The following is a 24,975-nucleotide window of genomic DNA, read 5'->3' on the forward strand; positions in this document are numbered from 1 at the left end:
TTCGGTACTTGCTTTTGTGGCTGATTTTCTGCCAGTTGCACCCGAATTTCATCAACGTACGCACCGCGTACGCCTCAGAAATTTGGGCACAACTGACAAAAAATCATCTCACAAAATCAAGCACTGAAAAATTCCGAGAGTACATTTAGTATTCTTCTTTCTGATAAACAGACAACACCTGTGCCTGTCCACTGAAAAGTATTATAGCATAGTTTGAACTATTTCACAAAATAAACATATTTTGATAACAAATTGACCACAAACCTTTTCTATACTATAGCCATAAACAAAAAAGAAACAAACAAAAAAGAAATCAACACATTTACATAAACAGGAGGAATGACTTATGGAAGAATATGGAAGTTACAACTGGAATCAGCAGGGAAATGAACCGCAGAACAATACACCGATGGAGCCAAAGAAACCGCATGGAAAGAATAATAAAAATGCTGCAAAATGGGCAAAGAAAATCGGTGCGGTAGCACTGAGCGCGGTACTCTTCGGAGGCGTAGCCGGGGGTGTATTTACCGGAGTTACTTATGCAACCGGTGCGACAGCAAAAGCAAAGGCAACACAGACAGAAAGTGACAGCAGCCAGCAGACAACAACGACGAAACTGCAGACCGCAACAGCATCAACGAGCACAGCAAGTAGCACTTCCTCAGGAAGTATGGATGTTACTTCTATCGTTCAGAGTGCGATGCCATCGATTGTTGCAATCACTAACAAATCCGTACAGGAAGTACAGAATTATTTCAGCATGTTCTCAAGAGGTGGCGGCACACAGGAACAGGAAGTGGAAAGCCAGGGTTCCGGTATCATCATCGGACAAAATGACAGCGAACTTCTGATCGCCACCAATAACCATGTAGTAGAAGGAGCAGATACGTTGTCTGTATGTTTCGCTGATGATAATGCCTGTGAGGCAACCGTAAAAGGAACTGATTCCGATAACGATCTGGCTGTTATCGCAGTCAAACTTTCTGATATTTCGGATGACACAATGTCTAAGATCAAGATCGCAGAGATCGGTGATTCCAATCAGCTGCAGGTAGGAGAACAGGTGGTAGCCATCGGTAATGCACTGGGTTACGGTCAGTCTGTAACAACCGGTATTGTAAGTGCAGTAAACCGTCAGCTGGAAGATTCCAATTCTGAAAATGGATTTATCCAGACAGATGCAGCCATCAACCCTGGTAACAGTGGTGGAGCACTTCTGAATATGCAGGGTCAGGTTATCGGTATCAACTCCGCAAAACTGGCTTCCACAGAAGTAGAAGGTATGGGATATGCGATCCCGGTAAGCACCGCTTCTCCGATCTTTGAAGATCTGATGAACCGTCAGACAAGAACAAAAGTAAGTTCTGATCAGGCAGCAGCACTTGGTATCAAAGGTCAGACCGTAGACAGTTCTATCGCAGAAGCTTATGGTATCCCGCAGGGTGTTTATGTAGCAGAAATAGAACAGGGCAGCGCCGCTGAGAAAGCCGGAATCACAGCCGGAAGCGTTATCACAAAATTTGACGATACGACGATCGAATCCATGGATGATCTGAAGAGCTGTCTGGAGTATTATGCAGCAGGAGAAACCGTAGATCTGGTTGTAAAGATCGCTGATAACGGAAGCTATGTAGAAAAAACACTGACCATCACACTGGACAAAGCAGATACTTCAACAACTACACAGGACGGTCAGCAGGGACAGACCCAGCCGGGAGCATCCGGACAGGACGGCAACCTGCAGGGATCTATTCTGAAATAAAAATACAGAAATAGCAGATAAGATAAAATAGAACAAACAGAAAACGAACAAAACGGGAAACTCGATGAAAAGAGTTTCCCGTTTTGCTATTCTTCAAAAGCTATCTGATTTTTTCGGAAAAACTTCCGGATCATCTCATCCCACACCCGGTCAAGCTGTTTGTCCAGGGTGAAGATTTTCAGAGAAGTACCGGTGGTGCAAAGCAATTGTTTTCCATCGAACTGGCAGTTCAGATACAGTCCGTAGATATCTTCTGCCTTTAACGGAACACAGCTCTGCATCAGAAGTTTTTCTACATTAGAAGCAGAAAGCTGAAACACAATTTTAAAGTTCAGTGGTGTACGTTTTCCGCGGATCATCGAAAAACACTGTGCCTGCACATCTTCCCACAGGCAGTATGTCCGGTCGGGACACTGTTCGGAATCGAAAAACTCCTTATGCAGCTGTCCGTCGAGGGTATAAGTGACAAATGTGGTAAAAGAAGCTTCCACAAAAGAAAAATGCTGAAACATTTCTCCAATAAATAATTTTGCTGTAAAATCTTTCAGATCTAAAATTCGAAGTGCTAACAAATAATATCCTCCCAAAATGATAATAAAGACACATTTCCATCAGAAAATTCAGGAAAACCAGTCATTTTTATGAAAAATCCAGATCTCGATCAGAACAATCACGGCACAGATACCGATCAGGATCCCGTAAGCATGAGGAGCGGAAAGTTCCGGCATATGAGAAAAATTCATGCCGTACCAGCCGGTGATCAGAGAGAGCGGGAAAAAGATCGTAGTCACAACAGTAAGAATCCGCATGGTCCGGTTCTGTCTGGCGTCGGTCTGCGACTGTTCCATCTCCCGGATCTGCAGAGCATATTCCCGGAGCATTTGCGAATGGTCATAAAGCCGCTCGATCCGGGACGCATACAGCGAAAAAATCTGACATTCTTCCGCCTGAAAAAAGTGATTGGAATTTTCCTCGAGATCCTCACAGAAATCAGACAGCTGCTGATAATAGGAATGCAGGATCAACAGACGTTTGCGGATATGCATCAGCTGCGTGGAAGAGTCGGAGACCGTATGCTTTAAGATCCCTTCTTCGAGATCACTCATGCGCTGTTCCAGCTCCTGCAAAAATACCGCATCCTCCAGCGTCAGAGTACCGATCAGCTGACACAGAAATTCAGCGATGGTCTTACAGTTCAGAAGTTCCCCCTCTTCCAGAAGTGTAAGAATATCCTGAATGTGTTTTGAATCATCCACCAGAACCAGTAGATTCTTATTCATATAGAAAGAAATGGACAAAATCGTCTCAGAGATACTTTTTTTATCGGGAATCAGAAGGGTTCCCAGGATACAGTCTTTAAACATCTCCGCTTTGCAGTAGCGGATGTTATGATTTTGCATATTTCTTGCGAGTACATGATAATAAGGAAGAGAACGGTAACGCTCTTCGCATTCCTCAGTGGTAACCAGAGACACCACGATGTCCGTGTCTTTCGGCTGGTAATCTTCATCCAGAACTTCCATGGAACTGTTCAGTAAATAATCCATAAAACCTCCAAGTGTATTTTCAAAAAACAGATACCAGTATTATAAACCAAAAGACACAAAAAGAACATAGAAAATCTCTTTTCATTTGCTGGAAGATATGCTATAGTAAAATGTAGTATTGAAAACTATGTCAGGTAGGCGCGATTACAGGGTATAATAAAGTTGAAAAACAAAAGATGCAATCCTGTGATGATGAGAAAAAGACATGATGACATATACAAGCTGCAGAAAGCAGCAGAGAATATAAATGGCGGAGGCAGACAGTGATGAAATTTAAAGTGATTGTAGATAGTTGTGGAGAGCTGACACCCGAGATGAAACAGGACGAACGTTTTGCATCGGCGGCGCTGACTCTCGAAGTGGGAGCGGATACCATCGTGGATGATGAAACGTTTGACCAGGCGGATTTTTTAAGAAAGGTGGCAGCATATCCGGAGTGCCCGAAATCTGCGTGCCCGTCACCGGAGGTTTATCAGAAAGGATTTGAGACAGATGCGGAACATCTGTATGCGGTTACCCTTTCCTCTGAACTGAGCGGTTCCTATAACAGTGCGGAACTCGGAAAAAATCTGGTACTGGAAGAACATCCGGAAAAGAAGATCCATGTATTTAACTCAAAAAGTGCTTCGGTAGGGGAAACACTGATTGCCCTGAAGATTCAGGAATGTGAGGAAACCGGTATGGAGTTTGAACAGGTTGTGGAGACGGTAGATGCCTATATCGAATCCCAGCATACTTATTTTGTACTGGAGAATCTGGAGACACTGCGAAAGAACGGACGTCTGAGTAGAGTAAAGGCGCTGGTGGCGTCTGCCCTGAAGATTAAGCCGGTGATGGGATCCACACCGGAGGGAAGCATCTGCCAGCTGGATCAGGCGCGTGGAATCAACAAAGCCCTGGTGAAAATGGTGGATTATGTGAAAGAGAGAGAGCCGCACAGCAGTGATAAAGTGCTCGCCATCTCCCACTGCAACTGCCCGGAGAGAGCGCAGATGGTTAAGGAAGCACTCCTCGAGCGCATGCAGGTGAAAGATGTGATCATTCTCGACACCGCGGGAGTCAGTTCCATGTATGCGAACGATGGTGGAATTATTGTTGTGATATAATTATGAATTTGCAGAAAACTTTCTTTGCTTTTAACGTGTGATATGCTATAATTGATGTTATGAAATGCGCGTCTGTCCAAAGTTTCAGTGACAGCGGCAAAACAGAAAGCAAAGGAGCACACTTATGAGTCAGGCGAAAGTAGATAATTATAAAAAAAATAAAGCCAATCGCCAGAAGATGATGAAAAAAGAAAAATTCCTGCATCGTCTGGAAATGGTAGGAATTACCCTTGTCTGTGTGGTTTTCGTGGGATGGATCGGATATTCTATCTATGCGAAAGTGGAAAGAGCACAGGGCACTACGCAGGAAACTGTAGAATTTGATGCGAGTGCAGTACAGGATTATGTCAGTGGACTGACACAGGACTAAAACAGATGAGGAGCTGAGAATATGAAGAGAGTATTGTTAAAATTAAGCGGAGAAGCACTGGCAGGTGCCAAACATACAGGATTTGATGAACCTACCGTAACCGAAGTTGCAAAACAGGTAAAGGTACTGGTAGATGAAGGCGTGGAAATCGGTGTGGTAATCGGCGGCGGAAACTTCTGGAGAGGAAGAAGCAGCGAGACGATCGACCGTACCAAAGCAGATCAGATTGGTATGCTGGCAACCGTTATGAACTGTATCTATGTATCTGAGATTTTCCGTTCCGTAGGAATGAAGACTGAGATCTTTACCCCATTTGCCTGTGGAGCTATGACAAAACTGTTTTCCAAAGATGAGGCAAATGCATGTTTCGCAGAAAAGAAAGTAGCGTTCTTTGCAGGCGGAACCGGACATCCTTATTTCTCAACCGATACTACTACGGTACTTCGTGCTATCGAGATCGAAGCAGAGACCATTCTTCTTGCAAAAGCAGTAGACGGTGTTTATGACAGTGATCCGAAGACAAACCCGAACGCAAAGAAATACGACAGCGTGCATATTCAGGAAGTCATTGACCAGAAACTGGCAGTCGTTGACCTGACAGCATCCATTCTGTGTATGGAAAACAAGATGCCGATGATGGTATTCGGACTGAATGAAGAAAACAGCATTATTCGTGCTGCAAAAGGCGAGATCGACGGAACAAAAGTTCTGGTAGATTAAAAACGGAATAGAAAGAGAGACCAGGAGGAAATATACATGGATGAGAGAATCGTAAAATATCAGGATAAGATGGATAAAACACTGGCCAACCTGGACAGTGAATTTGGAACAATCCGTGCAGGAAGAGCCAATCCTCACGTACTTGACCGTATCATGGTGGAATATTACGGAACACCGACACCGCTGCAGCAGGTAGCAAATATCTCTGTACCGGAAGCGCGTATGATCCAGATCCAGCCTTGGGAAGGATCACTGGTAAAAGAAATTGAAAAAGCAATCAATATGTCAGATCTGGGAATCAACCCGACGAACGACGGTAAAGTGATCCGCCTGATCTTCCCGGAACTTACCGAGGAACGAAGAAAAGATCTGGTAAAAGAAGTTAAGAAAAAAGGAGAAGCTGCAAAAGTAGCCATCCGTAATATCCGTCGCGATGCAAATGATATGCTGAAGAAGCTGGGAAAAACAGATGTGTCTGAGGACGAGATTGCTGAGCTGGAAGATTCTGTTCAGAAAATGACAGATAAGTTTATCAAAAAAGTAGATGAAGCAGTCGAAGTAAAATCAAAAGAAATCTTAACTGTTTAATAAAAGCTGAGGGGCATCAACATATGGAACACGATCCATTGTATGGTGCCCCTTTTTCAATGACAAAGGAGAATCGTATGAGAGTACCAAATCATATTGCCATCATTCTTGACGGTAACGGTCGCTGGGCGAAAAAAAGAGGGATGCCGAGAAGTTACGGTCATGTAAAGGGATGCGAGAATCTGGAAGACATCTGCGAAGTGGCAAAAGAACTGGGCGTAAAATATCTGACGGTCTATGCATTTTCTACGGAAAACTGGAAACGATCCAAAGAAGAAGTGGACGGGCTGATGAAGCTGTTTCGCAACTATCTGAAAAAATGTATCAAGATTTCCCAGAAAAACAATATGCGGGTAAAAGTGATCGGAGATGTCAGCGCGTTTGATCCGGATATTCAGGAGAGTATCGCAAAGCTGGAGAATTTTTCCAAAGATTTTACGGAACTGCATTTTCAGATTGCATTGAATTATGGAAGCAGAGATGAGATCACAAGAGCAGTGAACCGGATGCTAGAAGATCAGAAAGCAGGAAAACTGGAGACACCGGTGGAGGAAGAGACGATATCGAATTATCTGGATACGGCAGGTATTCCGGATCCGGATCTGATGATCCGTACCAGCGGAGAACTGCGGTTGTCGAATTATCTGTTGTGGCAGCTGGCGTATACAGAATTTTATTTTACCGATGTGCCGTGGCCGGATTTCAAGAGGGACGAACTGGTAAAAGCGATTGAAAAATACAATGAGAGAGACCGCAGATACGGCGGTGTAAAGGAGGAGTAGGATGTTTAAGACAAGACTGATCAGTGGAATCGTCCTTGTGATCCTGGCACTTGCCACGATTATCTGTTCCGGACCGGTACTTCTGGTGACTCTGATCGGAGTTTCCTGTATCGGTATGCAGGAGTTGTATCGGGCAGCGGGCGTCCATGAAGGAAAGACAAACGGACTGGAGATTGCCAGCTACCTGGAGATTGTGATCTATTATCTGGCAGTTGCCTATCTGCCGGTAAGTTATCATCTGCCAGCAGTGATTCTTGGTGTACTGGTGATGATGAGTATTTTTGTATTTACCTATCCAAAATATCAGAATAAACAGATTATGACTGCATTTTTCGGTATGGTGTATGTGGGCGTGATGCTTTCTTATATTTATCAGACCCGTGTACTGCCGGGTGGCGCTTTTCTGGTATGGCTGATCTTTTTATGCTCCTGGGGATGCGATACATGCGCGTACTGTGTGGGTGTCCTGATCGGAAAACACAAGATGGCACCGGTGTTAAGCCCGAAAAAATCCATTGAGGGAGCTGTCGGCGGCGTTGTCGGTGCGGCACTTCTGGGAGCTATCTATGCGGTAGCGACAGGATCGTATAATCCGAATCCGGCACATACACCGTTGATCTATGCGATCATCTGCGGCGTTGGTGCACTGGTATCCATGGTGGGTGATCTGGCTGCATCCGCGATCAAGAGACAGGAAAATATCAAGGATTACGGAACACTGATTCCGGGTCACGGCGGTATCCTGGATCGGTTTGACAGCGTGATCTTTACCGCACCTGTCATCTATGCGCTGGCGATCACCCTGATGTAAGGTGAAGCAGACACAGACAGGAAATGCAATAAAATAAGGAAATAAAATCCGCGAAAAGAAGCATAGAACGTGGAGGAGAGAACATACTATGGAAAAAACAATTGCAATTTTAGGGTCAACCGGTTCGATTGGAACGCAGACTCTGGAAGTCGTAAGAGAGAATAAAGACATCCGCGTAGCGGGACTGAGTGCGGGAAGCAATATCACCCTGCTGGAAAAACAGATCCGCGAATTTCATCCGTCGCTGGCAGCTGTCTGGGATGAAGAACAGGCAAAGATTCTGGCGGGAAGAGTCAGCGATCTGGAAGTAAAAGTCGTCAGCGGGATGGACGGTCTGCTGGAACTGGCACAGATGGAAGAAAGCCAGATTCTGGTGACCGCGATTGTGGGAATGATCGGAATCCGTCCGACTATCGCGGCAATCCAGGCGGGAAAAGATATCGCACTGGCAAATAAAGAAACGCTGGTGACAGCGGGACATCTGATCATGCCGATGGCAAGAGAAAAGGGTGTACAGATCCTTCCGGTGGACAGTGAGCACAGTGCGATTTTTCAGGCAATTCACGGAGAGGATAAGAGAGAGATCCACAAACTGCTGATCACAGCGTCCGGCGGACCGTTCCGTGGAAAGAAGCGGGAAGATCTGGAACATGTCAAAGTGGAGGATGCGCTGAAGCATCCGAACTGGGCGATGGGACAGAAGATTACGATTGACTCGGCAACGCTTGTCAACAAAGGTCTGGAAGTGATGGAAGCAAAATGGCTCTTTGATGTGGATCTGGATCATATCCAGGTCGTGGTACAGCCCAAGAGTATCATTCATTCGATGGTAGAGTTTGTGGACGGTGCGGTGATGGCACAGCTTGGCACACCGGATATGAAACTGCCGATCCAGTATGCGCTGTATTATCCACACAGACGGTATCTTCCGGGAGAACGGCTGGACTTTAAGACGCTGACCGAGATTACCTTTGAAGAACCGGATATGGAGACGTTTTTAGGACTGCCGATGGCGATGGAAGCATCCCGGAGAGGCGGCAGCATGCCGACGGTTTTCAATGCCGCAAATGAACGTGCCGTTGCAAAATTCCTGCATGGACAGATCGGTTTTCTGGATATCTACCGGAGCATCCGGGAGGCGATGGACCGCCATCAGGTGATCGAGCATCCAGGTCTGGAAGAGATTCTGGAGACCGAAGCAAAGACCTATGAATGGATGGAAAGCAGGTGGAGTGTTTGAGTATTATAATCGCTGTTCTGATCCTTGGTATCGTAATTATCGTACATGAGTTCGGACATTTTTTACTGGCAAAGACAAATGGCATCGTGGTGGAAGAATTTTCTGTGGGAATGGGACCGAGGATACTGTCGACACAGCGGGGAACGACAAGATATTCGCTGAAACTGATTCCTTTCGGCGGTTCCTGTATGATGAAAGGAGAAGACGGAGAGGATGAAGGGGAAGGAACCTTTAACAGCAAATCTGTCTGGAGACGGTTTTCCGTCATTGCCGCAGGACCGATTTTTAATTTTATTCTTGCATTTTTCGGCGCAATGATTATTATAGGTATTATCGGATATGATCCTCCGGTAGTCACACAGGTAAAAGAAGGAACACCGGAAGAGGCGGCAGGTCTGAAAGAAGGCGACCTGATCACTTCGTTTGACGGAAAGAAAATTTACCTGGCAAGGGATCTGTATTCCTATCTGACACTGGAAGGTCTGGAAGATAAAGATATCACCGTCACGGTAAAAAGGGACGGGAAAAAGGAAACTCTGACGTATCATCCGACAACGGAAGACCGCTACATGCTTGGATTCAGTTATAATCCGGATGAAAATCAGGCGCAGATCCAGTCGGTAACGATCGGTGGTGCGCTGGCAGATGCGGGTCTTCAGGCAGGCGATTATATCAGTGCCGTGGATGGCAATGAGGTTGCTTCCGGAGAGGCGCTGAGCCAGTATTTTGAGGATCATCCGCTGTCGGATCAGACAGTGACGCTGACCTATCTGCGTGACGGACTGGACTACGATGTGGAGGTGACTCCGCAGGCAGTCAACTATGTGGAACAGGGATTTTCCTATAATCTTGGTCGGGAGAAAACAAGTGCTCTCGGCGTGATCAAATACAGTGTCCTGGAAGTGCGCTACTGGATCAACAGCACACTGGAAGGATTTAAACTTCTGATTACCGGAAAACTGGGAATGGACAGCCTGTCCGGTCCGGTTGGTGTGGTAAATGTGATCGGAGACGCTTATCAGGAAAGCAAGAGTGAGGGTGCGCTGATGACCTGGCTGACCATGATTAATATGATGATCCTGATCTCTGCGAACCTTGGCGTTGCTAATCTGCTTCCGCTTCCGGCACTGGATGGCGGACGTCTGGTATTTTTGCTGATCGAAGCAGTGAGAGGAAAGCCGGTGAACCGGGAAGCAGAAGGTATGGTGCATTTTGCAGGACTGCTTTTGCTAATGGGACTGCTTGTATTTGTTACATTTAAAGATGTAAGAGGACTGTTTTAAAAACAGTGATGTGGAACCGTAATGGAGTATGATGAAATGACATGAAGAAAAATGACAAAATCAGAAAAATCATTATATATAGTTTAGCGGTTATCTTTCTTATGGGATCCTTTCAGGTCAGGGTGCCATCCAGAAACTCTCTGCTGGTGCTTTCGGAAGATGAGACGGTGCTCACTTCCTTTTCGGAACATATGAGACTGGTGGACTGTAGGAAAGAAGAAAATGAAAACGGACCTTTCAATCCGGGCAAAGAAGAAAACCGACAGTCGCAGGACGGCGAACAGCTGTTGTATTACTTGGCGCTGGGTGAATTTCTGATGCTTCTCGGGATTCTGCTTTCTGGAAAAGGGCAGATTGAGAGGTTCAGCCGGAAGTATCTGGAGCGGATGGTTTATGTGATCCGCTATATGCAGGATATGGACGGGCGAAAAAAGGATCGTTTCTGTTATGAATAAAATTTTATATTTATAATAGAAAGGATGTTTAATAAAATGGAAACGTATAAATTTTTGCTGGATCTGTGTCTGATCCTGTTATCAACAAAAGTTCTTGGTCTTCTGACCAGAAAATTCAGTATGCCGCAGGTGGTAGGTGCACTGCTTGCAGGTGTCATCCTCGGCCCTGGTATCCTGGGAATCATCACACCTACTGACTTTATCAGTGATACAGCCGAAGTCGGTGTTATCGTCCTGATGTTCTGTGCCGGTATGGAGACGGATGTACAGGAACTGAAAAAGAGTGGAAAATCCGCACTGATCATCGCACTGATCGGTGTACTGGTTCCGCTGGTTGGCGGTTATGCCGTAGCAGCATTTTTTAACCGTCCGGGTATGCTCGAATCGGATGCATCCAGCAGTCTGTTTTTACAGAATGTATTTATTGGTGTTATCCTGACAGCAACATCCGTAAGTATCACGGTTGAGACTCTGAAAGAACTTGGAAAGTTAAAAACACGTTCCGGTAATGCAATCCTGGGTGCGGCAGTTATCGATGATATTCTTGGTATCATCGCACTGACATTGATCACAAGTATGGCAGATGAATCGGTCAAGATTTCCATCGTATTACTGAAGATCGTTGGTTTCTTCATCTTTGTTGCAATCGCAGGATTTATTTTCTACAAATTCTTCAGCAAATGGAGTGCGGGAGAAGGCGTAGGTTTACAGAGACACGTTATTGTTTCGTTTGTATTCTGCCTGTTCATGTCATATGCGGCAGAGCAGTTTTTCGGTGTTGCAGATATCACGGGTGCTTACTTTGCAGGTCTGATCATTTCTATGACGCAGAGAGAGCCGTATATCGCATCCCGATTTGATGTACTTTCTTATACATATCTGTCCCCGATCTTCTTTGCAAGTATCGGTCTGAAGGTAAGTCTTCCGGAGATGAACAGCACGATTGTTGCGTTTGCTGTTGTTCTGACGATTGTTGCGATCCTGACCAAGGTTGTCGGATGTGGTCTGGGTGCAAAGCTTTGCCATTATAAGAATTATCAGGCACTTCGTATCGGTGTGGGTATGATCTCACGAGGTGAGGTTGCGCTGATCGTGGCAAGCAAGGGTGAGAGCCTGGGACTGATGTCGACGGCGGTTATGGGACCGGTTGTTATTGTGGTTATCCTGACGACCATTATTGCGCCGATTCTGCTGAAACCGGTATTCAAACGCGGACCGGAGACTACGCTGGATCCGAATGTGGATATTGCTAAGAATTATGAGGCGATTAGTAAGTTCAGGGAAGGAAAATAAACATTTGATGAGTTCTTTCAAGACGGACGAAACCGGGGAACTCACATAGAAAAACAGACACCCGCTGGTAACGCACAGCTGAGCTAAGCATTAACTACAACTAAGACTCTCGCGAGAGCGCTCGAGCCTAAGTTTTCGTAAATGCTGGATCTCATCTGTGCTAAGGGCATCAGCATAAGGGTGTCTGTTTTTCTATGTGAGTCCCCCGGTTTCTGGTGGTTGGATGAGAACTGGAAATTTTAGGGGGGAGGTGGTTGGACTCGGAGGAATAGATGGTTAGTTGTGGAAAAAGTGGAGGGGATAAGAGGGAAAATAGATATGGTGTTGTGAAAGGGATAAAGAACTTTTGAAAAATAGATAAAAAATTAGCAATTCTTACAAAAAGAAATTGATATCTTAGCGTTTTAATAGTATGATGGGGATATCTGGAAAAATGTATGGAAATGGGTTTATTACGAGAAAAGGAGAGGTAGCATGAAACTAATGCATTCGGAATGGAAGGACAGAGTCAGACATTGGGTGCGGACTCTGCAGGATGATTTTTATGAACCGCTGGGGGAGATTCGTTGGGAGGCTTTTCGGACGATGGATCATATTTCTCCGGAGGAGGCGCTGCAGAAGGAGTTTACAGCAGTGGAGCCTGGGTTTACTTGGGGTAAGACCTGGGAGTATTGTTGGTTTAAAGGGACGGTAGTTCTTCCGAAAGGGGCAGAGGGTAAGAGAATAGTTATGGACCTGGATGCCGGCGGGGAGTCGACCGTGTTTGTCAATGGAAAATCATTTGGTAATTATCGTGCGGCTTGGGTAGATGAGGCACATCAGTTTATCGAGGATAACTGTCTGGCTGTCTGCGGAAAAGAGGGAGACACTTATGAGATCCTGATGGAAACGTATGCGGGTCATTTTTATCCGGAAGCACCGACGGGTGGTTGTGCGACAGGACCGGTGTTACCGGGGGCATTTACGGATCCGAAGAAAGAAGGAGCAAGATGTGTTCTAGGAACATCCACGTATGGTATCTGGAATGAAGATGCATACCAGCTGTTTATGGATGTAGATACCCTGGGACGTCTTCTGGAAACGATGGATTCCACGACGCTGCGTGCCGCAAAGATTGCAAAAGCGCTGGAGAAGTTTACACTGATCGTGGATTTTGAGCAGCCGAGAGAAGCACGTATTGCATCTTATAAAGAGGCGAGAGAAGCATTGAAATCGCTGATGGAAGCAAAGAACGGTTCTACGATGCCGGTATTTTATGCGGTTGGTAATGCACATCTGGATCTGGCTTGGTTATGGCCGATGGAGGAGACGCATCGGAAAACAGAGCGTACCTTTGCCGCACAGCTGCGTCTGATCGAGCAGTATCCGGAATATAAATATGTACAGAGCCAGCCGGCAGCATATGAGATGTGCCGGAAATATTATCCGGATCTGTATGCGCGGATCAAAGAAGCTATCAAAGGCGGTCAGTGGATCGCAGATGGTGCGATGTGGGTAGAACCGGATACGAATATGGCAAGTGGTGAAGCACTGATTCGTCAGCTGGTTCATGGAAAACGCTATTATAAAGAAGAACTGGGCGTGGACAGTGAAGTGTTATGGCTTCCGGATACGTTTGGATATACCGCAGCACTGCCGCAGATCCTGAAAGGCTGTGGCGTGAATTATCTGGTAACGCAGAAGATTTTCTGGTCTTATAACGAGGGAGAACAGTTCCCGTATCATTACTTTACCTGGCAGGGTATGGATGGCAGTGAGATTGATTCTTTCTTACCGACAAGTTATACCTACCGGACACATCCGAGCGAAGTGAATAACATCTGGAAGAACCGTGTACAGGTACAGGATCTGGATGCATTCCTGCTCCCGTTTGGATACGGAGATGGTGGCGGCGGTCCGGCAAGAGATTTTATCGAATCTGCAAAACGCCAGGAAGATATCGAAGGCGGCGTGAAAGTAAAAATGGCAAGTCCGCTGGAATTCTTCCATGATATGGAAGCACAGGGCGGCCCGGCAAATACCTATGTAGGAGAACTGTATTTCAGTGCTCACAGAGGAACGTACACTTCTCAGGCTATGGTAAAACAGAATAACAGAAAATGTGAACTGGCACTGCGTGAGATGGAACTGTGGAGTGTTCTGGCAATGAACAAAGGCATGACGTACAATCTTTCCAAGGCAGATGCGTTATGGAAAGAACTTCTGTTACATCAGTTCCATGATATTCTTCCGGGATCCAGTATCGCGAAAGTTTATGTGGAAGCAGAAAATGCATTCCATGAGATCCTGGATGGTGCGGACGAACTGCAAAAAGACGCACTGAACGCATTGACCGATCAGAAAGAGGATCAGGCGGTAACCGTATTTAACTCATTGAGCTTCCCGAGAAAGATGCTGGTAGAACTACCGGATGCATTTGCGAACGGAGCAAAAACCGTGGATGGAATCGCAGTACCGGTACAGAAGATCGGAGATGTTGTAAAGGCTTCGGTAGAAGTACCATCCTGTGGTGCGGTTTCCCTGGTTCCTGCAGAAGGTCAGGTAGAAGAAAAAGCGGTTACCGTTGCGTCATGTGACGGCGGATTTACCATGGAAAACAGTCAGATAAAAGCAGTCGTAAACGAAAAAGGCGAGGTTATTTCTTTCGTACTGAAAGAGTCCGGAAGAGAATTCGCTGCAGATGCGATGAACCGTTTCCATCTGTACAAAGATGTACCGCGTCTGTTTGATGCCTGGGATATCGATTCCAACTATATCGATCAGGAAATTGAGGCAGCAAAAAATGTTACAGTTTCCATGGAAGCAGATGGTCTGGAAGGCGTGCTGAAAGTAACCGGAGAGATCAGCAACTCCACCTTTACCCAGTATATTCGTCTGGCAGCAGACAGCAGAAGAATCGAGTTCGAGACAGAGATTGACTGGAAAGAAATGCACCGTCTGTTAAAAGCGGGATTCCCGGTAAATGTATATGCAGAAAACGGTATCAATGAGATGCAGTTCGGATTCGTAGAGCGTCCGGCTCACCGTTCCAGAGCATATGACAAAGACCGGTTTGAAGTATGCAACCATCGTTACAGTGCACTTGCTGACGGCGCACATGGTGCGGCAGTGCTGAATGACTCCAAATATGGAATCAGCATGAACGGAAATGCACTGGAACTGACACTGCTTCGTGCAGCGACCTGCCCGGAAATGTGTGCGGACAACAGAGTACATCATTTCACTTATGCATTTACTGCATGGGAAGGAAATTTTGCAGAGAGTGATGTGGTAAGACAGGGATACGAACTGAATGTGAAACCGGTAGTTGCCGGCGGTGCAGCACCGACATTCAGCGCATTGACAATTGATAAAGGTAATGTTATCCTGGATACCATGAAACCGGCTGAAGACGGAAGCGGAGATATCATTCTTCGTCTGTATGAATCCAAGAAAGCTGCGGTTACCGCAGAGGTTACCTTATCGGATCTGTTACAGGGAGAAAAAGTTTATCTTTGCGACATGCTGGAAAACTGCAAGGAAGAGATTCCGGTGGAAAATGGAGTGCTTCCGTTAGACTTCCATGCATTTGAGATCAAGACGATCCGTATAAAGAAATAAAAAATTATTGAGGGATGTGTTGTGGCAGCGGTTTTCAATCGCTACTGCAGCACATCCTTGCGTATAAGGGAAAATAAGGAGAAAACCATGCAGATTATCATTGTGGAAGACGAAGAGAATATCCGAAAAGAATTAAAACAGCTGCTGCAAAATGCCATGTATGAGGTGACCACAATAGAATCCTTTTCGGATGTGGCAGGGCAGATCACGCGGATGGAGCCGATGCCGGATCTGGTTTTGCTGGATCTGAATCTTCCGGAGGAGTCCGGATTTGCCATCTGTACGAAGATCCGGGAGTACTCGGAGATTCCTGTGATCTTTCTGACCAGCCGAACAGATTCGATGGATGAGCTGACCGGGATCTTAAAAGGAGCGGATGATTATATCACCAAGCCGTTTAATGCGCCGATCCTTCTGGCGAGAATCGCGAATGTGCTGAAGAGAACAGCAAAAAAGGATGCCGTAGATGCCGCAAAGGATCTGTTGCAGCTGGAACATAAAGGCGTGGTGTTGAATCTGTCGGCGGGAACGATCGAGCATGCGGGAAAGCGGGAAGAACTTACGAAAAATGAACTGAAGATCCTGCATTTTTTATATCAGCGGCCGGGAGAGATCGTTCCGCGGGTGGAGATCATCGAGTATCTGTGGGATAATGAGGCATTTATCGATGATAATACGCTCAGCGTCAATATGACCAGAATTCGGGGAAAATTACTGGAGATCGGTGTGGAAGACTTCATAGAAACCAGGCGTGGGATGGGGTATCGGATATGAGACTTTCGGACTATATCAAAGACAAAATTATGACCTATCTGCTACATTTGCTGTGCATGATCCTGCTGACATTTTTCTTTTACATCACCGGATATAATAAAAATGCCGTTTCCCTGATCCTGTTTTGCTGGTGCCTGATCCTGATCTTATGGACAGGTGTGGGGTATGTCAGGAGAAAACAGTATTTTACGGAGGCGGAACATATTCTCGAACAGGCGGATCAACGCTATCTGTTGGGAGAATTGCTTCCGCCGTCCTCGCGTCTGGAAGACTGTCTGTACCGAGAGCTGATCTTAAAGTCGAACAAGTCGGTGATCGAGCGGATCCGAAAGATCGAGGATACGCAGAAAGAATACCGGGAATATATCGAAAGTTGGGTTCATGAGATCAAAGCGCCGATCACCGGGATCCAGCTGATGTGTGAAAATCACAAAGATCCGGTGACCAGACAGATTATGCTGGAAAACAAGAAGATCGAAAATGATGTAGACATGGTACTTTATTATGCCCGGATGGAAAATGTCTATAAAGATTACATGATCGAAAAGACAGATCTGCAAAGCGCAACATCCGAAATCTTGATGAAAAACAAACAGTATCTGATCAGCAGCGGTATCAGTGCCCGGGTGGAATGTCCGGATCCGGTCTATACGGATAAAAAATGGATCTTATTTATCCTGAATCAGTTGGTGTTAAACAGTGTGAAATACAAAAAAGAAGGCACGCAGATCCATATCTACACGAAAACATACGATCACGGTGTACAGTTGATCGTGGAAGATACCGGTGTGGGAATCCCGCAGGAAGAAATACCGAGGATTTTTGAAAAAGGATTTACCGGAACCAACGGAAGAATGGGAGGCAGATCCACGGGGATGGGGCTGTATCTGTGCAGCCGTCTGTGCGAAAAGCTTGGGATCGAGATTCGCGCAGAATCGGAGTGTGGGGAAGAAACCCGGATGATTCTGACATTCCCTGTCAGCGCGTATCTTTTAAAGTAACGATCCACTTATCTTTCAAAATTGTAAGAGAGACGAAAGGGAAAACGATACCACTTTCTGGTTGTAACGTGTACAGTAAAAGACGAAGAACAAGGGAACAGCAGGTACATTGTAGAGTAATTTTAAAATGGCAATGTGTCGGCGGGCAACCAGGAGGATGACAAGATGAGAAGAAAACAGCAAAAAGAGATCACACGGACACCACAGGTTCTGTTTTCAAACGGAACGATCCGGGTCTGTGATGTGGAAAAATATTATGGAACCGATAACAATGTGACAAAAGCGGTAGACCGGGTGAGTTTTACGGTGCAAAAGGGCGAATTTACCGGCATCATGGGCGCGTCCGGATCCGGCAAGACCACGCTTTTGAACATGATCTCCACGATCGATCATGTAACGTCAGGACATATTTATTATGGAAATGTGGATATCACGGAACTGAACGAAGACGCTCTGGCGGAGTTTCGAAAAGAGAATCTGGGGTTTGTCTTTCAGGACTACAATCTTCTGGATACGCTTACGATCGAAGAAAATATCGTGCTGGCGATGACTCTGCACAGCCAGAACAGGAAAGAGATCCGCAAAAAATGCGATGAGATCCTGAAACTGTTACAGATCGATGAGATCCGGGATAAGTTTCCCTATCAGGTATCCGGAGGACAAAAACAGCGTTGCGCCTGTGCCAGAGCCCTGATCCATCACCCGCAGCTGATCCTTGCGGATGAACCGACCGGCGCACTCGACTCCCGGGCAGCGCAGACATTGCTGGAAACCTTTCAGAAAATGAACAACGAGCTGGGTTCTACGATCCTGATGGTAACGCACGATGCATTTTCTGCGAGCTATTGCGGACGGATTCTGTTTCTGAAAGACGGAAAGATCTTCCATGAACTGGTAAGAGGCAGCGAAGATCGCCGGACGTTTCTGAACAAGATTTTGGATGTGCTTGCCCTGACGGGAGGTGGACTGAAAGATGTTCGGTAAACTTGCCTTTCGAAATGTCAGACGCTCCGCCAGAGATTATCTGGTCTATGTGCTGACGATGACCTTTATCGTGGCGCTGATGTTTGCATTTAACAGCATTATTTTTTCCAGAGACATCCAGAAAATGTATGAACTTGCCGGGATGATGGCTGCGATGATCGGGATCGCGACCTTTTTTATCGTGCTGATCGTGGCGTGGCTGATCAATTATATGGTACGCTTCATGCTGGAAAAACGAAGCCGGGAGTTCGGGATTTATCTGCTGATCGGGATGAAGAAAAAGCAGGTATCCAGACTTTATATGAGAGAAAATGTTCTTCTTGGAACCGGAGCATTTGTGCTGGGACTGGGACTTGGGATGCTGTTGCAGCAGATACTGATGGTGGTGCTGTACAGTGTGGTACAGCTGGAAAAAAGACCACATCTGGAATTTAACCGTTACTGTCTGATAATGACGGTGAGCTGTTATGCGGGCTGTTATCTGCTGGCACTGTTGCGGTGCAAGAGACGTTTCCGCAAGATGAATATTCATGATCTGATGCGCGAGGATCAGAAAAATGAAGAGATGGAAGAAAAACACGAATCCATCAGAAAATGGCTGTTCCCACTGTCTGTCGGCTGTATCCTCGCGTTTGGTGTCTGGATTCTGAGTGGTAATATCCGGTCGGTAGGAGGGGCTTATATCTTTTTGATCGGACTTTTCCTGTCGATGTATTTGTTCTACAGCGGACTTTCGGCATGGATCATCTGTTATGTGAAGAAAAAAGGCCGCCGGATCTACCGGGGACAGAATCTGTTTCTAATGCGGCAGTTTGCATCGAAGTTAAAGACGATGCGTTTTACGATGGGAACGCTGACGGTGCTTTTTACGGTTGCCTTTTTAGGATGTTCGGTGGCGCTGATGTTTACCGACTGGCAAAAACAGGTGCTTGGCATTAAGTTTCCGTTTGATATCCAGGTATATCATCAGGATCCGGCGTATGATTTTTCATCGGAATTGGAAGTGATCCGGAACGAGACGAAGATCAAGGATTCCCGGACTTACCGGATCTGGGAGAATCACACCGATGCGGTCAATACCTGGCTGTACACACATCTGCGGTATTTTGGAGATGAATATAAGAAGGCAGACGGAACACCGGATGAAAAGAAAATTGCCGGAAAGAATGGGGAAGAATATGCTCCGTATGATACGTTTATGGCGCTCAGCGACTATAATTACCTGCGGCAGATGCTTGGGTATTCAAAAGTGACGCTTGGAGAAGACGAATATATTCTTCAGATCAAAGCGCGGATCTATAACGAAACCGGCGACTTTACCGATGAGATCGGTGTCTTTGATCAGGGAGAGAAGCTGACCTGTAAGGAGGTTCGCACAGAGCCATTTTCTCAGGACGGACATAACGGTGGGGATTACATTCTGGTGGTGCCGGATGAGAGAATCAGCGGGATGAATGCATATTATTCCGAACTGGCGGTGGCTGTCCGTGGAAAAGTACCTGCCGATCTGCAGAGCAAACTGGATGATCTGACAGACGGGGACGACGATGACGATGAGGCATCGCCGGGTGACGGGATGCTCTGCTACGGAACAGACACGATCGTCAGTTATTCAGCAGTCAATCTGGTACGGGATTATGCGATCCCGGAGATTCGCTATATGATGACCTGTATCACCTTTCCCTGCATGTACATCGGACTGGTATTCTTATGTATTGCCCTGACGGTACTTTCCGTGCAGCAGCTGAGTGATTCCGCAAAATACCGTTACCGCTATCAGGTGCTTGCGAAGATCGGACTTGGCAGACGCGCGATCCATAAAACCGTATTTTACCAGTTGTTTGGTTATTATCTGTGCCCGGCACTGTTTTCCGCGGCGGTCAGCGGAATCGTTGCAGGCTATGTGGGAAGCGCATTTAACTTTTATACGGGTGTCAGTACCCCGGTATTCCAGTATTTCGGACTTTCGTTTCTGCTGTTTTTCGGCATCTATGCTGTCTATTTTGCGGCGACATATGTTGGATTTATCCGGAATATTGAGGACGGATGTCGATAAATGTCGGGAAAAGAAGTGGAAAAATACAAAAAATAAGGGAAAAAAGACTGCCGAACATAGAAAAATCTGTTATAATATAAAAAAATGAGACAAAAAATACACCGAAAATCAGGAGACAAAAACGTATTTCCAGGTTTCGGTGTATTTGCGTAAAAAAGGAGAATATGTGATGTACGATGTAAAAAAGATTATGCAGGAGAGGACTTTACTATCACCACTTCCAACCCCGGATCCGGCAAAGTTTCCGCGGGATGAAGAAGTGCCGGAGGGATGCCATGTACTGGAAAATCTGGCAGATGACTGGGGGTATGATGTCGATATTCACACGGATATCGTCTATGCAAAACGCTGCGGAACAAAAGAAGAGAAAAACAGAAGAGCGGGAACTGAAACTGATCATTCTGGAGCCGAAGCCGAGAGAGAACGCAGATACTGCAAAATGGCCATGTGTGGCATATGTGCAGGGATCCGCATTTCATGAGCAGTGGCTGTGGAACAATATCCCGAGACATCTGCGTCTGGCACAGAAAGGCTATGTGGTAGCTGTGATCCAGTACCGTCCGTCCGATATCGCACCGTTCCCGGCACAGATGCAGGATGCCAAGACAGCGATCCGTTTCCTGAAAAAACATGCGGAGGAATACCATATCGATCCGGAACATATGGCAGTGGCAGGAGATTCTTCCGGTGCCCATACGGCGCTGATGGTCGGATTTACCGGAGATGATGCGCCGGATACCGATCTGTACGGCGAATATTCCGCAAAGGTAAACTGTATCGTGGACAGCTACGGACCGACCGTATTTCCACTGATGAATTATTTTGAGAGCTCTCAGAACCATTACGATCCGGAAAGCCCGGAAGGCTATGAGATCGGTTATAAAAATGTGCTGGAGCATGTAGATCTTGCGATGGAAGCCAGCCCGTTATCTTACCTGTCAGAGGCCAAAGCGACACCGTCGACACTGATCATCCACGGAGGCAGAGATATGCTGGTACCGTTCAGTCAGAGCTGCCAGTTATATAACTATATGAAAGAACTGGGAAAAGAAGTGGAATTCTATAAACTTAACGATGCAAACCACGGATTCCTCGGATTCAACAACGATACCGTATTACATATCGTGCTGGAATTCCTGAAAAAACATATTTAAAGAGGAGGGTATACCGACACGGACTTCCCGGCTCTTTTCCTTGCACGGAAAGCCATGGTGTGCTACACTGTTCAGAGAAATAAACACAAAGGTGGAACAATACGTATGAAATGTACGATCATAGGAATAACCGGAGGAACCGGTTCAGGAAAATCAACATTTACCAATCGTCTGAAAAAAGCATTTCCGGACGATGTGACGGTTATTTATCATGATAATTATTACCGGTGCCAGGATGACATTCCTTTCGAAGAGAGAAAAAAAGTAAATTACGATCATCCGGATTCTCTGGAGACAGATCTTCTGGTAGAACATCTGAAAAAACTGAAAGCGGGAGAGAGCATCGAGTGTCCGGTGTATGATTACAGCCAGCACAACCGCTCCCATGAGACGATCCATGTGGAACCGAAACGGATCATTCTGGTAGAGGGGATTCTTCTTCTGACCGATCCGAGAGTGCGGGAGCTGCTGGATATCAAGATCTATGTGGATGCGGATGCCGATGAACGGATCCTGCGCCGGATCACCAGAGATGTGAAAGAGCGCGGAAGAGATCTGGACAATATTGTGGATCAGTATCTGACAACGGTAAAACCGATGCATTATCTCTATGTGGAGCCGATGCGAAACCGCGCGGATATCGTAGTAAACAGCGGTATGAACGATGTGGCTTTTGACGTGGTCAGAGCCAAGATTCGCGATCTGCTTGAAGAAGAATGAGAAAGGAAAACAAGGGGTTATGAGATATCATAATATAACAAAAGACGATATGCTGAACGGTGACGGACTGCGGGTAGTTCTGTGGGTCGCAGGATGCAGCCATCACTGTAAGGGATGTCAGAATCCAATCACCTGGGATCCGGAAGGCGGCGTACTGTTTGACGAAGCTGCGAAACAGGAGATCTTCGAACAGCTGGACAAATCATATATCGAGGGAATCACTTTCAGCGGCGGAGATCCGCTTTATGAGAGCAATGTGGATGAGATCACTGCCTTTGCAAGAGAAATCAAAGAGAAATATCCGAAAAAGAATATCTGGCTGTATACCGGATATCTGTGGGAAGATATTCTGGATCTGCCGATCATTTCTTATCTGGATGTAGTGGTAGACGGTAAATTTGATCTGGAACGCAAAGATGTGAGTCTTCCATGGAAAGGAAGCCCGAATCAGCGGGTGATCGATGTGCCGAAGTCCAGAGAAGTAGGTCAGGTAGTATTACACGCATAAGGAGAAGAACATGAAAAGAATCGCAAAATTTCATAAAGTAAGCTGGGAACAGTTCGAAAAAGATTGGGTGGATACCTTCGGGGAACAGCCGGAAGAAAAGATCCGTGAAATCTATGAAGGAATCAAACTGCCGAAGCGTGCTACAACGGGAAGTGCCGGATATGATTTCTTTGCACCGGTCAGCTTTACACTGGCTCCGGGAGAGACAGTAAAGATTCCTACCGGTGTCCGGGTGGAGATGGCAGAGGACTGGGTTCTGTGCCTGTATCCGAGAAGCGGTCTGGGATTTAAATACCGCCTGCAGTTAAATAATACCGTGGGAATTATTGACAGTGATTATTTCTATTCTGACAATGAAGGACATATGTTCATGAAACTGACCAATGACAGCAAAGAGGGAAAAACGCTGGAACTCGGTCAGGGGGAAGGCATGGTACAGGGAATCTTCATGCAGTATGGAATCACAGAGGATGATGACGCGGATGGAGTGAGAAATGGTGGATTCGGAAGTACCACCGGAAAATAAGGGATTGAAAAAATGAAAGCGAGAAACTGGCTTTTTCTGGCGTCGTTCCTGATCATGATGGAAGGCGCAATGGATATAAGCATATATTTTATACAATATATGTGGCTGGGACTGAGATACGTGCCAAATGTACCGGCACAGATACATCGGGCAAATGTCCTGTGCATCGTTTACGGTGGTTACGGAATCTGCCTGTTTATTGTGGGATTTCTGGGAATTATCTTCCGGGAGAACCCAAGGCGGCTCCGTTTCCTGATGAATATGGGACTGTTACTGTTCGGTATGGGATTTCTGTCCGGCATGGTGAATTATCTGGTACTGCTGTGGGATGGCCGCCCGATCAGGGACGCGGTAATGAGTGTGATTACCAGTCTGCTGTTACCCGGATTTTTTATCCACACGGCATATCTGGGTCGGCTGGAATATGCAGAAGAACTGAAATATGAAGATATCGGTGACGATAAAGACAAGGATGTGTAGGGAAACCTGCACATCCTTTTTTTGCGTTGCATTGCATATCAATAATTGGTAATATAAAATTATTTTACAAAGAGCGATTTTATTTAACGCTTATTTTACGAAAGCATACTTTTGGTTTTAACATGGATTTTTTATACTCTGCTTGTCAGATAAATAAAGAAAAAGACGAACCCAAAGGGGTTGACAAGGAGGACATTTATTATGAAAAAAACATGGGCAGTAATGGGAACAGCAGTTGCAATTTCCGCAATGATCTTTACCGGATGCGGAAGCAGCGATACAGCAACCAGTACAGATACAACACAGGAATCCGGAAGCACTGACGCAGCAGCAACCGATACTCCTGCAGCAGAAACCAAAAGCGGAGATTTCTCCGGACTGATCAGCCCGATCTCCAGAGAAGAGGGATCCGGTACAAGAGGAGCATTCATCGAGCTGTTCGGTATCGAAACCAAAGATGCGGATGGAAATAAAATTGATAACACAACAGATACCGCAGAGATCACAAACAGCACTTCTGTTATGATGACAACCGTAGCAGGAAATGAATACGCTATTGGTTATGTATCTCTGGGATCTCTGGATGACACCGTAAAAGCATTAAAGATCGACGGCGCAGAACCTTCAGTAGATACCGTAAAAGATGGCTCTTACAAAATCTCCCGTCCATTTAACATCGTAACAAAAGACGGATTGAGCGAAGTAGCAGCTGACTTTGTAAAATATATCATGAGCGAAGACGGACAGAAAGTGGTAGAAGATAACGGCTATATCAGCCAGGGCAACGAAGGTGCCTACGAGGCAGCAGGTCTTTCCGGTAAAGTAACCGTTGCAGGTTCCTCTTCCGTAACACCGGTTATGGAAAAACTGGCAGAAGCCTACAAAGAACTGAATCCGGATGTAGAGATCGAAGTGCAGCAGAACGATTCCACCACAGGTGTTACCTCTGCCATCGACGGAATCTGTGATATCGGAATGGCATCCAGAGAACTGAAAGATACGGAAACTTCTCAGGGTGTAACCGGAACTTCTATCGCACTGGACGGAATCGCAGTCATCGTAAACAAACAGAACCCGGTAGACGAACTGACCAGCGATCAGGTAATGTCCATCTTCACAGGAGAAACGCAGGACTGGTCTGACGTACAGTAAATAATGATGAAAACCAGAAAAGACTGTTCCGTATTTCATGAAAAAAGAAAGACGGAACAGTTT

The 24,975-nt window shown here is 46.0% G+C and carries 25 protein-coding genes; 23 read left to right on the forward strand and 2 right to left on the reverse strand.

The window, feature by feature from the left end; all coding sequences use genetic code 11:
- Positions 1–346 precede the first annotated feature (346 nt).
- Positions 347–1,762, forward strand: a complete 1,416-nt coding sequence (locus tag ETP43_RS05645; RefSeq protein WP_129257343.1) for a S1C family serine protease — start codon at positions 347–349, stop codon at positions 1,760–1,762.
- Between the two features lie 86 nt (positions 1,763–1,848).
- Here ETP43_RS05645 and ETP43_RS05650 read toward each other — a convergent pair whose 3' ends face one another.
- Positions 1,849–2,334, reverse strand: a complete 486-nt coding sequence (locus tag ETP43_RS05650) for a DUF5721 family protein (protein ID WP_022400132.1) — start codon at positions 2,332–2,334, stop codon at positions 1,849–1,851.
- A 48-nt stretch (positions 2,335–2,382) separates the two neighbouring features.
- Entirely contained in the window at positions 2,383–3,309 is a 927-nt protein-coding gene (locus ETP43_RS05655) for a magnesium transporter CorA family protein (RefSeq protein WP_129257344.1), read from the reverse strand.
- Between the two features lie 266 nt (positions 3,310–3,575).
- Between ETP43_RS05655 and ETP43_RS05660 the strand changes: the two genes are divergently transcribed.
- The 22 genes from ETP43_RS05660 to ETP43_RS05760 all read left to right on the forward strand — a co-directional run bounded on the left by ETP43_RS05660 (position 3,576) and on the right by ETP43_RS05760 (position 24,912).
- Positions 3,576–4,415 carry a DegV family protein gene (locus ETP43_RS05660; protein ID WP_129257345.1) on the forward strand — a complete coding sequence of 280 codons (840 nt, stop codon included), beginning with the start codon at positions 3,576–3,578 and terminating at the stop codon, positions 4,413–4,415.
- Positions 4,416–4,539: 124 nt separating this feature from the next.
- On the forward strand, positions 4,540–4,785 hold the full coding sequence (locus ETP43_RS05665) for a hypothetical protein (protein ID WP_022400129.1): 246 nt from the start codon (positions 4,540–4,542) through the stop codon (positions 4,783–4,785).
- Positions 4,786–4,806: 21 nt separating this feature from the next.
- Positions 4,807–5,505, forward strand: coding sequence for a UMP kinase (gene pyrH, locus ETP43_RS05670; RefSeq protein ID WP_129257346.1), 699 nt, complete (start codon positions 4,807–4,809; stop codon positions 5,503–5,505).
- 36 nt (positions 5,506–5,541) lie between these two features.
- Positions 5,542–6,093, forward strand: a complete 552-nt coding sequence (gene frr / locus ETP43_RS05675; RefSeq protein ID WP_022400127.1) for a ribosome recycling factor — start codon at positions 5,542–5,544, stop codon at positions 6,091–6,093.
- A 77-nt stretch (positions 6,094–6,170) separates the two neighbouring features.
- Complete coding sequence (locus ETP43_RS05680; protein ID WP_243114199.1) at positions 6,171–6,875, forward strand: isoprenyl transferase; 705 nt, start codon at positions 6,171–6,173, stop codon at positions 6,873–6,875.
- Between the two features lies 1 nt (position 6,876).
- The gene (locus ETP43_RS05685; protein ID WP_022400125.1) at positions 6,877–7,686 is read left to right on the forward strand and encodes a phosphatidate cytidylyltransferase; all 810 of its coding nucleotides are present in this window, start codon (positions 6,877–6,879) and stop codon (positions 7,684–7,686) included.
- Positions 7,687–7,774: 88 nt separating this feature from the next.
- Positions 7,775–8,926: a 1-deoxy-D-xylulose-5-phosphate reductoisomerase gene (locus ETP43_RS05690; RefSeq protein WP_129257347.1), complete on the forward strand. Its 1,152-nt coding sequence runs from the start codon at positions 7,775–7,777 to the stop codon at positions 8,924–8,926.
- On the forward strand, positions 8,923–10,209 hold the full coding sequence (gene rseP, locus ETP43_RS05695; protein ID WP_164979603.1) for an RIP metalloprotease RseP: 1,287 nt from the start codon (positions 8,923–8,925) through the stop codon (positions 10,207–10,209). Before ETP43_RS05690 ends, rseP begins: the two co-directional genes overlap by 4 nt.
- Before the next feature lie 101 nt (positions 10,210–10,310).
- A complete protein-coding gene (locus tag ETP43_RS05700; protein WP_164979605.1) occupies positions 10,311–10,664 on the forward strand; it encodes a hypothetical protein in 354 nt (117 codons plus the stop codon).
- Between the two features lie 36 nt (positions 10,665–10,700).
- Positions 10,701–11,957, forward strand: coding sequence for a cation:proton antiporter (locus ETP43_RS05705; protein ID WP_022400121.1), 1,257 nt, complete (start codon positions 10,701–10,703; stop codon positions 11,955–11,957).
- Positions 11,958–12,431: 474 nt separating this feature from the next.
- A complete protein-coding gene (locus tag ETP43_RS05710; RefSeq protein WP_129257349.1) occupies positions 12,432–15,557 on the forward strand; it encodes an alpha-mannosidase in 3,126 nt (1,041 codons plus the stop codon).
- 87 nt (positions 15,558–15,644) lie between these two features.
- The gene (locus ETP43_RS05715) at positions 15,645–16,331 is read left to right on the forward strand and encodes a response regulator transcription factor (protein ID WP_129257350.1); all 687 of its coding nucleotides are present in this window, start codon (positions 15,645–15,647) and stop codon (positions 16,329–16,331) included.
- Positions 16,328–17,332: a sensor histidine kinase gene (locus ETP43_RS05720; protein WP_129257351.1), complete on the forward strand. Its 1,005-nt coding sequence runs from the start codon at positions 16,328–16,330 to the stop codon at positions 17,330–17,332. Before ETP43_RS05715 ends, ETP43_RS05720 begins: the two co-directional genes overlap by 4 nt.
- Before the next feature lie 165 nt (positions 17,333–17,497).
- Positions 17,498–18,316, forward strand: a complete 819-nt coding sequence (locus tag ETP43_RS05725) for an ABC transporter ATP-binding protein (RefSeq protein ID WP_022400117.1) — start codon at positions 17,498–17,500, stop codon at positions 18,314–18,316.
- Entirely contained in the window at positions 18,306–20,372 is a 2,067-nt protein-coding gene (locus ETP43_RS05730) for an ABC transporter permease (protein WP_129257352.1), read from the forward strand. Before ETP43_RS05725 ends, ETP43_RS05730 begins: the two co-directional genes overlap by 11 nt.
- A 169-nt stretch (positions 20,373–20,541) precedes the next feature.
- Complete coding sequence (locus ETP43_RS17040; protein ID WP_164979606.1) at positions 20,542–20,853, forward strand: hypothetical protein; 312 nt, start codon at positions 20,542–20,544, stop codon at positions 20,851–20,853.
- Positions 20,822–21,526 (forward strand): alpha/beta hydrolase, encoded by a 705-nt coding sequence (locus tag ETP43_RS05735; protein WP_164979607.1) that lies wholly within the window; start codon positions 20,822–20,824, stop codon positions 21,524–21,526. Before ETP43_RS17040 ends, ETP43_RS05735 begins: the two co-directional genes overlap by 32 nt.
- Before the next feature lie 105 nt (positions 21,527–21,631).
- Positions 21,632–22,246: a uridine kinase gene (udk, locus tag ETP43_RS05740; protein WP_129257354.1), complete on the forward strand. Its 615-nt coding sequence runs from the start codon at positions 21,632–21,634 to the stop codon at positions 22,244–22,246.
- Positions 22,247–22,265: 19 nt separating this feature from the next.
- The gene (gene nrdG / locus ETP43_RS05745) at positions 22,266–22,754 is read left to right on the forward strand and encodes an anaerobic ribonucleoside-triphosphate reductase activating protein (RefSeq protein WP_022400113.1); all 489 of its coding nucleotides are present in this window, start codon (positions 22,266–22,268) and stop codon (positions 22,752–22,754) included.
- A gap of 10 nt (positions 22,755–22,764) precedes the next feature.
- On the forward strand, positions 22,765–23,280 hold the full coding sequence (locus ETP43_RS05750; protein WP_022400112.1) for a dCTP deaminase/dUTPase family protein: 516 nt from the start codon (positions 22,765–22,767) through the stop codon (positions 23,278–23,280).
- 12 nt (positions 23,281–23,292) lie between these two features.
- Entirely contained in the window at positions 23,293–23,760 is a 468-nt protein-coding gene (locus ETP43_RS05755) for a hypothetical protein (RefSeq protein WP_022400111.1), read from the forward strand.
- Positions 23,761–23,961: 201 nt separating this feature from the next.
- Positions 23,962–24,912: a substrate-binding domain-containing protein gene (locus tag ETP43_RS05760; protein ID WP_129257355.1), complete on the forward strand. Its 951-nt coding sequence runs from the start codon at positions 23,962–23,964 to the stop codon at positions 24,910–24,912.
- The last annotated feature ends 63 nt before the right edge of the window (positions 24,913–24,975 follow it).

Origin of the sequence: Blautia faecicola, assembly GCF_004123145.1 — a bacterium.
Lineage (GTDB): Bacteria > Bacillota > Clostridia > Lachnospirales > Lachnospiraceae > Oliverpabstia > Oliverpabstia faecicola.

Excerpts from the sequence above, each read along its gene's own strand:
- ETP43_RS05720 (WP_129257351.1), top strand. The coding sequence starts at position 16,328 with ATGAGACTTTCGGACTATATCAAAGACAAAATTATGACCTATCTGCTA.
- ETP43_RS05680 (WP_243114199.1), top strand. The coding sequence starts at position 6,171 with ATGAGAGTACCAAATCATATTGCCATCATTCTTGACGGTAACGGTCGC.
- udk (WP_129257354.1), top strand. The coding sequence starts at position 21,632 with ATGAAATGTACGATCATAGGAATAACCGGAGGAACCGGTTCAGGAAAA.
- ETP43_RS05755 (WP_022400111.1), top strand. The coding sequence starts at position 23,293 with ATGAAAGCGAGAAACTGGCTTTTTCTGGCGTCGTTCCTGATCATGATG.
- ETP43_RS05690 (WP_129257347.1), top strand. The coding sequence starts at position 7,775 with ATGGAAAAAACAATTGCAATTTTAGGGTCAACCGGTTCGATTGGAACG.
- ETP43_RS05760 (WP_129257355.1), top strand. The coding sequence starts at position 23,962 with ATGAAAAAAACATGGGCAGTAATGGGAACAGCAGTTGCAATTTCCGCA.
- ETP43_RS17040 (WP_164979606.1), top strand. The coding sequence starts at position 20,542 with ATGTACGATGTAAAAAAGATTATGCAGGAGAGGACTTTACTATCACCA.
- ETP43_RS05645 (WP_129257343.1), top strand. The coding sequence starts at position 347 with ATGGAAGAATATGGAAGTTACAACTGGAATCAGCAGGGAAATGAACCG.
- ETP43_RS05660 (WP_129257345.1), top strand. The coding sequence starts at position 3,576 with ATGAAATTTAAAGTGATTGTAGATAGTTGTGGAGAGCTGACACCCGAG.
- ETP43_RS05655 (WP_129257344.1), bottom strand. The coding sequence starts at position 3,309 with ATGGATTATTTACTGAACAGTTCCATGGAAGTTCTGGATGAAGATTAC.
- ETP43_RS05730 (WP_129257352.1), top strand. The coding sequence starts at position 18,306 with ATGTTCGGTAAACTTGCCTTTCGAAATGTCAGACGCTCCGCCAGAGAT.
- ETP43_RS05685 (WP_022400125.1), top strand. The coding sequence starts at position 6,877 with ATGTTTAAGACAAGACTGATCAGTGGAATCGTCCTTGTGATCCTGGCA.
- ETP43_RS05725 (WP_022400117.1), top strand. The coding sequence starts at position 17,498 with ATGAGAAGAAAACAGCAAAAAGAGATCACACGGACACCACAGGTTCTG.
- pyrH (WP_129257346.1), top strand. The coding sequence starts at position 4,807 with ATGAAGAGAGTATTGTTAAAATTAAGCGGAGAAGCACTGGCAGGTGCC.
- ETP43_RS05665 (WP_022400129.1), top strand. The coding sequence starts at position 4,540 with ATGAGTCAGGCGAAAGTAGATAATTATAAAAAAAATAAAGCCAATCGC.
- ETP43_RS05710 (WP_129257349.1), top strand. The coding sequence starts at position 12,432 with ATGAAACTAATGCATTCGGAATGGAAGGACAGAGTCAGACATTGGGTG.
- frr (WP_022400127.1), top strand. The coding sequence starts at position 5,542 with ATGGATGAGAGAATCGTAAAATATCAGGATAAGATGGATAAAACACTG.
- ETP43_RS05700 (WP_164979605.1), top strand. The coding sequence starts at position 10,311 with ATGGGATCCTTTCAGGTCAGGGTGCCATCCAGAAACTCTCTGCTGGTG.
- nrdG (WP_022400113.1), top strand. The coding sequence starts at position 22,266 with ATGAGATATCATAATATAACAAAAGACGATATGCTGAACGGTGACGGA.
- ETP43_RS05750 (WP_022400112.1), top strand. The coding sequence starts at position 22,765 with ATGAAAAGAATCGCAAAATTTCATAAAGTAAGCTGGGAACAGTTCGAA.
- ETP43_RS05705 (WP_022400121.1), top strand. The coding sequence starts at position 10,701 with ATGGAAACGTATAAATTTTTGCTGGATCTGTGTCTGATCCTGTTATCA.
- ETP43_RS05715 (WP_129257350.1), top strand. The coding sequence starts at position 15,645 with ATGCAGATTATCATTGTGGAAGACGAAGAGAATATCCGAAAAGAATTA.